The sequence below is a fragment of the Ruegeria sp. YKSF131 genome (genome assembly GCF_059612645.1).
In genome coordinates, this window is record NZ_JBXWQZ010000098.1 from 1 (window position 1) to 8,886 (window position 8,886).

At 56.6% G+C, this 8,886-nt stretch carries 8 protein-coding genes; 3 read left to right on the plus strand and 5 right to left on the minus strand.

Translation table 11 applies throughout. The features are described 5' to 3' along the window. Together mprF and AC2FLZ_RS21040 are read right to left on the minus strand one after the other, a co-directional pair. On the minus strand, positions 1 to 2,251 hold a 2,251-nt coding region (gene mprF / locus AC2FLZ_RS21035), incomplete at its 3' end, for a bifunctional lysylphosphatidylglycerol flippase/synthetase MprF (RefSeq protein ID WP_496882727.1). 113 nt (positions 2,252 to 2,364) lie between these two features. After that, the gene (locus AC2FLZ_RS21040; RefSeq protein ID WP_480472343.1) at positions 2,365 to 2,793 is read right to left on the minus strand and encodes an Lrp/AsnC family transcriptional regulator; all 429 of its coding nucleotides are present in this window, start codon (positions 2,791 to 2,793) and stop codon (positions 2,365 to 2,367) included. A gap of 87 nt (positions 2,794 to 2,880) precedes the next feature. Here AC2FLZ_RS21040 and rocF point away from each other — a divergent pair, with 87 nt between their 5' ends. From rocF to ocd, 3 genes are read left to right on the plus strand one after another with little or no spacing between them, the layout of a single operon-like run. Further along, entirely contained in the window at positions 2,881 to 3,801 is a 921-nt protein-coding gene (rocF, locus tag AC2FLZ_RS21045; protein ID WP_496882728.1) for an arginase, read from the plus strand. Continuing rightward, positions 3,801 to 4,721, plus strand: a complete 921-nt coding sequence (gene ctlX / locus AC2FLZ_RS21050; protein ID WP_480472341.1) for a citrulline utilization hydrolase CtlX — start codon at positions 3,801 to 3,803, stop codon at positions 4,719 to 4,721. Before rocF ends, ctlX begins: the two co-directional genes overlap by 1 nt. Before the next feature lie 9 nt (positions 4,722 to 4,730). Beyond that, positions 4,731 to 5,771 (plus strand): ornithine cyclodeaminase, encoded by a 1,041-nt coding sequence (gene ocd, locus AC2FLZ_RS21055; protein WP_480604273.1) that lies wholly within the window; start codon positions 4,731 to 4,733, stop codon positions 5,769 to 5,771. Between the two features lie 139 nt (positions 5,772 to 5,910). On the opposite strand, the gene AC2FLZ_RS21060 is transcribed toward ocd, so the two are convergent. The 3 genes from AC2FLZ_RS21060 to dctP form a co-directional block, all read right to left on the minus strand. After that, complete coding sequence (locus AC2FLZ_RS21060) at positions 5,911 to 7,314, minus strand: TRAP transporter large permease (protein ID WP_480553294.1); 1,404 nt, start codon at positions 7,312 to 7,314, stop codon at positions 5,911 to 5,913. 3 nt (positions 7,315 to 7,317) lie between these two features. Beyond that, a complete protein-coding gene (locus AC2FLZ_RS21065) occupies positions 7,318 to 7,947 on the minus strand; it encodes a TRAP transporter small permease subunit (protein ID WP_480472339.1) in 630 nt (209 codons plus the stop codon). 56 nt (positions 7,948 to 8,003) lie between these two features. After that, positions 8,004 to 8,886, minus strand: an 883-nt coding sequence (dctP, locus tag AC2FLZ_RS21070) for a TRAP transporter substrate-binding protein DctP (RefSeq protein ID WP_496882729.1), incomplete at its 5' end; no start/stop codon positions are given.

Here is an 8,886-nt window from a genome sequence, read left to right on the forward strand (position 1 = left end):
GCTCCGACTTGTTCCCCCCTTGGAACAGATTGGCAAAGGCCATGATCTTGCCGGTGTTGCCATCACGCAGGATAGCATGATCGAAATAGGACAGGTATTCATCATCAAATCCCCCCAGCGCAAAGCCCTTTTCTGCACCGGCCTTTTGCGCAAGCCAGCGGTCTGAAATCCCACGCAAGTCTGACAACAGAGGCGCCAGTTCTTCCTTCGGAACGATCTCGAACACATATCCTTCGCGTTCAGCACGGTTCTTGGCTTGCCGGAACCGCTTGCGCGACTTTCCGTCCAGCGAGAAATCGTGCAAAGAAACCCGCGCAACCTCGCCAATTTTCAGGATCGACAGTCCAAGATCCAGAAAAGTTGGCAGATATTTGGTCGAGACACTGTAGAACGCGCAAAGTTTACCTTCGCGATCCGCCATTTCCCGAAGCTGCCAAATCAGTTGCTGCCCGGCGCCCTCGTCACCAACCGGTTCTCCTTTCGAAATCAGCGCATTGCCTGTGTCGGCGTAGGCAATAAACGCGGTCTCATCCGGTGAGATCAGGAATTGCTTGTCACCGGTAAGCGAGATTTGGGATTCCGTATCCTCACTCTCCATCACTAGCCGCTCGACAACCTCTGGGATTTCAACCCGCTGTGGTGTCGGAATCTCACGCCCGAACAGAGAGTTCATGGCAACAATGCCCACGATCACGGCCACGACAAGGCTGGACCGCAGAAAGCGCGAGGCGTCACCGTTCCAAGCAAACTGCCACCACAGATCATTTTGGTATTCGACATGCGAATATGCAAACAGCCCGATCCAGAAAATCACCGCCAGCAGAACTACGACACTGATCAGCCATGGGATGTTCAACCGAAATATCGACGCGCCACTGACCCGGTAGAACGCACCGCGAAACATGGCCAGCAGACCAATCGTTCCCAGCATCGAAAGCGCTTCGTGGATGTCGAGCCCCTTTGCAAGCGAAGCAAAGAATCCCGCCCCCATCAACACCATCGCAACGACCCATGCCCTGTAGAGCTTGCGGAACAACCCGCGCGAGACCAGCAATAGCAATACGCCTACGACGCTGCCTGCAAGATGCGAAGCCTCGACAAATGACAGGGGCAGCAGATCTTTCAGCGTGCCGAGCTTTTGCGCCCCCGCTGGCAGCGCGCCCGACACCAGCAAGATCACCCCGGCCACTGCGGCAACCCCGGCCGCGACCATTGGAACCATGGGGCGGATCACACGATAGACCCAAACCGCGGCACCGCCGATCATGTGTCTTTGGGTCAAGACCGATGCAACGGCAATGGAAAGGCTGGCGACTGCAAATGGCAAAAAAGTGTAAACCACCCGATAAAGCAGCAACGCAGCAATCACATCCGAACGACCCGACGCCCCCAGACCGGCAATCAATGTCGCCTCAAACACGCCGATCCCGCCCGGCGCATGGCTCAGGATTCCAACGGCAATGGCAGCGATATAGATGGTGAAGAAATACGGGTACCCGACCCCCAAATCATCCGGCATCAGTACGTAAAGCGCCATGGATGCGCCAAACAGGTCGCCAATGGCAGCCAACGTCAGCAGGCCCGCCAGTTTGCCTCCGGGCAAATCGAAACCGACACCTGCAACAGCCAACCGTCGGCCACCGCTGGACAGCCAAATGAACATCGCGACAAATGCAACCAGCAAGCACAATCCTATGGTGGTTTCGACCGTTTCGCTGACGGGCATCACCTTGGATATTCCATCCGGGTGCAGGGTCAGCAACAGGCCCAAAATCAGGATCAGACCCATCCAGAACGCCACCCATGAGGTTGCGATTACACCAGCCACCCGGCCAAGATCCAAGCCAAGCGACGCGTATATCCGATACCGGATTGCGGTTCCTGTGATGTAGGAAAATCCAAGGCAGTTCGACACTGCGTATCCACTGGCTCCGGCCATTCCCGCCACAGGTAACGGCACCTTGCCATCCGCCACGCTTTGTACCGCGAACACATCATAGAGCGACAGCGACAAAAAGCTGAACGCTGTCCAGCACATCGCAAAAAACATCAACTTCCATGATGTCGCCGAAATATCTGTCTGGACATCCGACCATTTCACATGGGCCGACAGATCGTGCAAAACCGAAAGGGCAATCCCGGTAATAACGACCGGTATCGCGATGCGCAGCCAGGGTTTCTCCAGTAGACCAGCAAGACGTTCGGCCCACTTTTCGGCCAAAGGTTCGTCACCATTATCAGATGTGGTCATGCCGCAAGCCTTCCGGAAATACTGAACCCTTAATCAGCAAGCAGCCTACCTAAGGGTAAGCCGCACCCTGTCTACTCACGAACTCTGGCACAATTCGCATTTATCTCAAAGCACTAGAGCCGCCCCTTGCGCGTTGACAGCAGCAGGTTCGTTTCCGAACGTGTAACGCCGTCGATCCTGCGAATATGAAACAGAACCTCGTCCAGCTCGGCCAGAGTTTCCGTACTGATTTCGGCAATCAAATCCCAACTGCCGTTGGTCGAATGGACCGCCGTGACCTGCCGCATGGCCCCGATCCGGGACATCACGCGCTCGGTACCGCGCCCCTCGATTTCTAGCATCATCAGCCCACGCACAGGGCTTTGTGCCAGATCCCGACGCGTCAACACAGTAAAACCGACGATCTCACCAGATTGCTTGAGCCGTTGCAAACGGCTGCGCACCGTAGTGCGGGTTACGCCCAGCGTTTCCGACAGCTCTGACAGGCTGGCGCGCGCGTCACGCTGCAATGCGCCCAGCAGACGACTATCCAATTCGTCCATATCACTTTCTCATTAAGGAGTTTCCTGAACCATTTTGAGCATTTTGCGCTCTTCACGCAAGACACAGTGACGGCCTAAATGGACCACATGGAACGCAATAACATCATTTTAGTCGGCGCGCCGATGGACGCCGGAAAACGGCGTCAGGGTTGCCGAATGGGTCCTGACGCATATCGCGTGGCCGGGCTGGATCAGGCCTTGACCGATCTTGGTCACTCCGTTTGCGATTGGGGCGACGTGCAACCTGAAGAAACCGGCTTGCCCGAACATCCGCACCTGTTCGCGCTACCCGAATGCATCGGTTGGACGCAAGCGCTGAGCAAGGTCGCGCTAAAAGCGGCTGATCGGGGCATTCCGATCTTCATGGGCGGCGATCACGCGTTGTCCATGGGAACCGTGACCGGGATGGCCGCTTATGCTGCAAAGATTGACCGCCCGCTGTTCGTTCTGTGGCTGGATGCCCATAGTGACTTTCACACCCCCGACAGCACAGACAGCGGCAACCTGCATGGCATACCCGTCGCCTATTTTACAGGAAGGCCGGGGTTCGAGGCATTTCCTTCCTTACCTGCCATCGTGCCAACGGACCGCGTCGGCATGATCGGCCTACGCTCTGTCGACCCGGCAGAACGTTCGGCGCTGGAACAAAACCGGGCCATGCTGGCCGACATGCGCAGCATTGACGAACATGGGATCAAGGCCCCGTTGCTGGCGTTTCTGGACCGCGTCAAAGTTGAAAACGCCCTTCTCCACGTTTCGTTGGATGTTGATTTCCTGGACCCGGCCATCGCCCCTGCCGTCGGCACCACTGTTCCCGGCGGTGCGACCGAGCGCGAGGCTCATCTGGTCATGGAACTGCTGCATGAAAGCGGACTGGTCAGTTCGCTGGATCTTGTCGAACTGAACCCGTTTCTGGATGAACGTGGCCGCACTGCAAAACTGATGGTCGATCTGGCCGCCTCACTTATGGGCCGTCGCGTCTTTGACCGCCCCACCCGGAGTTTCTGATGCTATCGCTACAAGCACCGTCTGCAGCAGTAATGATCCGGCCACATGCCTTTGCCTCCAACCCGGAAACACGCGATGACAATGCGTTTCAAACGCTGAGTATCACGTCGGCCGCAGCCACGTCGGAAGCTGCGAGAGATGAACATGACCAGGCAGTTCAACGCCTGCGCGACACAGGAATCACTGTTCACGTTTTTGATGATTTTGGCGATCTCGACACACCCGACAGTGTTTTCCCAAACAATTGGTTTTCCACACATCCTGGTGGTCACATAGCAGTTTACCCGATGTTCGTGCCGTCTCGCCGACGCGAGCGGCGAACCGATGTCATCGAACTGCTCAAACATGAGTATCGCGTGCAGGATGTCATAGACTATTCCGGGCTGGAACAAGACAACCTTGCGCTGGAAGGGACAGGTGCGATGGTGTTGGACCACATTGCCCGCATCGCGTATACAGTCACCTCCAATCGCGCCGACCCGGTCTTGCTGGAGCGGTTCTGCACTCATTTCAACTATGAACCAATTGCCTTTCAGGCCCGCGACGCAAAAGGCAGGGACGTTTATCATACCAACGTATTGATGGGGATCGGCACTCATTACGCGTTAATCTGCCTCGACATGATATCGGACCCCGACCGTCGCTTGACCATTCGCAATCGGTTAGAGGAATCCGGTCGAACCGTGATTGATCTGACTCATGACCAAATCGCCGAATTTGCGGGGAATGCAATTGAGTTGAAGGGACGCGATGGATTGGTGCTGGCATTGTCGAGCCGAGCGTTAGGCGCCCTCACCCCTGATCAAATCAAAATAATCCAAGCCAGTGCAACGCCTTTGCCACTGTCCGTCCCAACAATCGAAACTGCTGGTGGGTCAGTACGCTGCATGATTGCAGGCGTCCACCTTGCCCGCCGATAGGAGAGTACGATGCAACCTTCTGACAAGGCACTCGTGCCTTTTGTGTCCGTCGACAACATGATGCGTTTGATCCACCACATTGGCGTCGAACAGATGATCGTTCAGATCGCCGATCAAATCGAATCCGATTTCAAACGGTGGGAAAGCTTTGACAAGACCCCGCGTATCCCGGCGCATTCTCCGCACGGTGTGATTGAACTGATGCCCACCTCGGATGGTGAGGCATATGGGTTCAAATACGTGAACGGTCATCCCAAAAACACCTCCGAGGGTCTGCAAACTGTGACCGCATTCGGATTGCTGGCGGATGTTTACACCGGATATCCCACTCTGCTGACCGAAATGACGATGCTGACGGCGTTGCGCACGGCGGCAACGTCGGCTCTGGTCGGACGCTATCTTGCCCCGAAGAATGCCACAACCATGGCCATGATCGGCAATGGGGCGCAGTCCGAGTTCCAATGCCTCGCTTTCAAGGCAATGTGCGGGATCGACACTGTGCGGCTTTACGATATCGATCCCGGTGCAACAGCGAAATGCGCCGCAAACCTACAAGGCAAGGGCCTGACGGTCGTCCCATGCAAGACGCCGGAAGATGCTATTGAAGGCGCTCAGATCATCACCACCTGCACGGCAGACAAGAAAAACGCCACCATCCTCACCGACAACATGGTCGGTCCCGGCGTCCACATCAACGCCATCGGTGGCGATTGCCCCGGCAAGACAGAATTGCATCGCGACATCTTGCTGCGCTCAGACATTTTCGTCGAATATCCCGAGCAAACCCGGATCGAGGGCGAGATTCAGGCGCTGGATGCTGATCATCCCGTGACCGAGATGTGGCAGGTCATGACCGGTGCTGCCAAAGGGCGCACAGACAACCGCCAAATCACCCTGTTCGACAGCGTTGGCTTCGCGATTGAAGATTTCTCAGCCCTGCGTTATGTCAAGCAGGCGATCGAAGGCACCGCCTTCTTTGAACCTCTGGACATGCTGGCAGACCCGGACGATCCGCGCGACCTGTTCGGAATGCTGATGCGGGCCGGTTAGGCGCACCTAAGGGGGCTCTGCCCCCGTCGCCCGTGCCGGGCGCCTCCCCCGGGATATTTATTGGCCAGATGAAGCAGGGGATCCGTTCTTCATCTGGCTTTAAATATCCCGAAGCGCGAGGCAGAGCCTCGCATCCCACCTAACCCGCAAGCGATGGCAGGTAGAGTACAATACCAGGGAACGCCACAAGCATTGCTATGGTCAGGGCGTCGGCCACGAAAAACGGCGTCACACCTCTGAAGACATCCTGAACACTCAAGTCCGGACGCACCCCGGCGACGACAAAGCAATTCAATCCAATTGGCGGTGTAATCAGGCAGAATTCGGCCATTTTGACTACCAGAATTCCGAACCAGATCGCGCACATCGGGCCGGACATGCCAAACGCACTGTCTGCGGCACTGACAGATTCACCACCGTTCAGCGCCATAACCGCGGGATAAACAACAGGTAAGGTCAAGAGCAGCATTCCAATCGCATCCATGAACATGCCCAACACGGCGTAGGCAAGAAGAATACAGATCAGGATCAACATGGGCGACATCTCGAGCCCGGTTATCCAGTCAGAAAAGGCGCCGGGAAGGTCTGCAAATCCTAGAAACCGCACATAGATCAGAACGCCCCAGATGATCGAAAAGATCATCGCGGTAAGCTTGGCCGTTTCCAGCAGCGCGGATTTGAATTCACTCCACCGCATCCCGTGGAACAGGGCGAAGCAGAAGACGATGAAGGCGCCGATTGCACCGCCTTCCGTCGGTGTGCCCCACGCTTTTTCACCAAACGGGTTATAGACAAAGCAGATGATGATCAGGATGACGGCGACAATAGGAATGGCTCCGGGAAGGGCCGAAAAGCGCTGTTTCCATGTAAAGCCTGTGACCGGAGGACCGACGGACTTAAAGATCACAGCGATCCCGACAATCAGCACGGCATAGATGATCGCTGAAAAAGCACCCGGAATGAACCCCGCCAGAAGTAGCTTCCCGACATCCTGCTCGACGATGATCGCGTAGATCACCAGTATGGCCGATGGTGGGATCAACGAGGCCAGCGTTCCTCCGGCGGCCACCACACCAGCAGCAAAGCGTTTGTTGTAGCCGACCTTTAGCATTTCCGGGATCGCGATGCGGGCAAAGACGGCAGAGGTGGCGACCGAGGCACCCGAAACCGCGGCGAAACCGGCGGTGGCAAAAACAGTTGAAACCGCCAACCCTCCAGGAACCCAGGCGACCCAGCGTTTGGCAGCTTCAAACAACGCCCGCGTGAGCCCTGCGTAATAGGCCAGATACCCGATCAGGATAAAGGTCGGGATCAGGCTGAGGGTGTGAGAGGCAACTTTGGAATGCGGCACTTGCCCGGCGGTTTTGACCGCAACTGTCAGCGCCTTTCCAAACCGCGCAGGATCATACCCAAACTTGGCCCAAAAAATCCAAACCAGCCCGATAAGCCCGGCCAAGCCCGCAGCGAACGCCACGCGCATGCCGACCACGACAAAGACCAGAAGCCCGCCCGTGACCCAGAGGCCAATTTCAATCGTGTCCATAAATCAGTCCTGCCCTTCGAACTGTTCGGCCTCAGCCGCTGCTTGTGCTGCCGCGTCCTGTATCAACGGAACGGCCACCGGAGCTTCCAGTCCCAGCCATAATGCGCGGCCATAACCCCAAGCCTGCAAAGCAAGCCGCAGGCACAGTACGGAAAACGCGATGGGGGCCAGTAGTTTCGCGGGCCACAATGGAATTCCGATATCAATGGAACTGTCGCGGCTCCACAATGGTGCGCCCAAGTCAAAGGAGCGGTCGAAGTGAGACCAACTGCCCCAAACCAGTGCAAGCATCAGAAGCAGGATCAAAACCACCGAGACCAGTTCGAACAGCCACAACCCCCTGCCGTGAAGGCGCGATAGAACGATGTCCATGCGGATGTGGCCGCCATCGCGCTGAACATATGAAATGCCCAGAAATGCGATCAGTGGCATCGCCTGTTCGATCCAGTCAACATATCCTGGCAATGGGGCATTCAGGGCATTGCGCCCACTGACCGAAATAACGGCCAGCACCATCAAGCCAAATACTGCGAAACCGCTGATGAGCGCCAGAAAACGCTCCAGTTTCAACAACTTCTGATCCAGCTGGCTCAGACGGCTTCCGTCCACCAGCACTGTGGCCTGTCCTGCCATTCCGGTGTTCCCCAATATTTGTGTACCGGGTGCCCGTTGGGCACCCGGGTTTAGGATCAGTTGCCGCCGCGCTGTTGGGTCAGCGTCGCCTGAACGAGATCATAAAGATCCTGCGCTGGCAGTCCCTGTTCCGTCATTTCCGCGATCCACTTTTCACGGATCGGGTCGGCTGCCTTGGTGCGGAATTCTGCGATCACGGCATCATCGATCATGACTTTCTGGACACCCTTTTCTTGCAGAACACTGTCCCATTGCTCGAGCAATCCGTCGTAATTTGTCAGGTAATGGTCAATCGCCTCATCAATCGAGTTGTCCAGCGCTTCGCGATGCGCGGCTGGCAGGGCCTCATAGGCGTCAATGTTGACCACAACTGGGCAGTTTACCGTTCCTGGGTTCAGGTTTGCCGTCCACCAGTCGGCTTCGTTGATCGTCCCGAAAGACAGATGTGCGTGCTGGGCAAAGGCTACAGTGTCGACGACACCTGATTCCATGGCGTTGAACGCTTCGGTTGCGGGGACCGATGTCGGAACACCTCCGACCGCCTCAAAGGCTTGCCCCAAACCGCCAGTTGCACGGACCCGCATTCCGTCAAAATCGGCCAGTTCATCGCGTGGCTCGCCGGTACCGACCAAGTTATACTGCGGCATCGGCGAGGTCATGATGATGCGGGCGTTCCATTGGGCCATCTCATCTTTGACTGCGGGATGGTCATATACCGCATGGCTTATCGCCACCTCCTCCTGCAGGTTGTTCACGCCAAGGAAGGGCAGCTCCAGAACAGTAATCGCGCGGTTTTTGTCGCGGTGGTAACCTGCGCAGAACTGAGCCATCTCGAAGGCGCCGATTTCAATACCGTCCAAGTTCTCGCGCGGCTTGGATAGTCCGCCATAGCTGACATTGATGGTGAATTCACCGCCGGTTTTTTCGCTGACAAGCTCG

Bases quoted from the DNA above. Each gene is read 5' to 3' on its own strand.
- ocd (WP_480604273.1), top strand. From the start codon at position 4,731: ATGCAACCTTCTGACAAGGCACTCGTGCCTTTTGTGTCCGTCGACAAC.
- ctlX (WP_480472341.1), top strand. From the start codon at position 3,801: ATGCTATCGCTACAAGCACCGTCTGCAGCAGTAATGATCCGGCCACAT.
- rocF (WP_496882728.1), top strand. From the start codon at position 2,881: ATGGAACGCAATAACATCATTTTAGTCGGCGCGCCGATGGACGCCGGA.
- AC2FLZ_RS21065 (WP_480472339.1), bottom strand. From the start codon at position 7,947: ATGGCAGGACAGGCCACAGTGCTGGTGGACGGAAGCCGTCTGAGCCAG.
- AC2FLZ_RS21040 (WP_480472343.1), bottom strand. From the start codon at position 2,793: ATGGACGAATTGGATAGTCGTCTGCTGGGCGCATTGCAGCGTGACGCG.
- AC2FLZ_RS21060 (WP_480553294.1), bottom strand. From the start codon at position 7,314: ATGGACACGATTGAAATTGGCCTCTGGGTCACGGGCGGGCTTCTGGTC.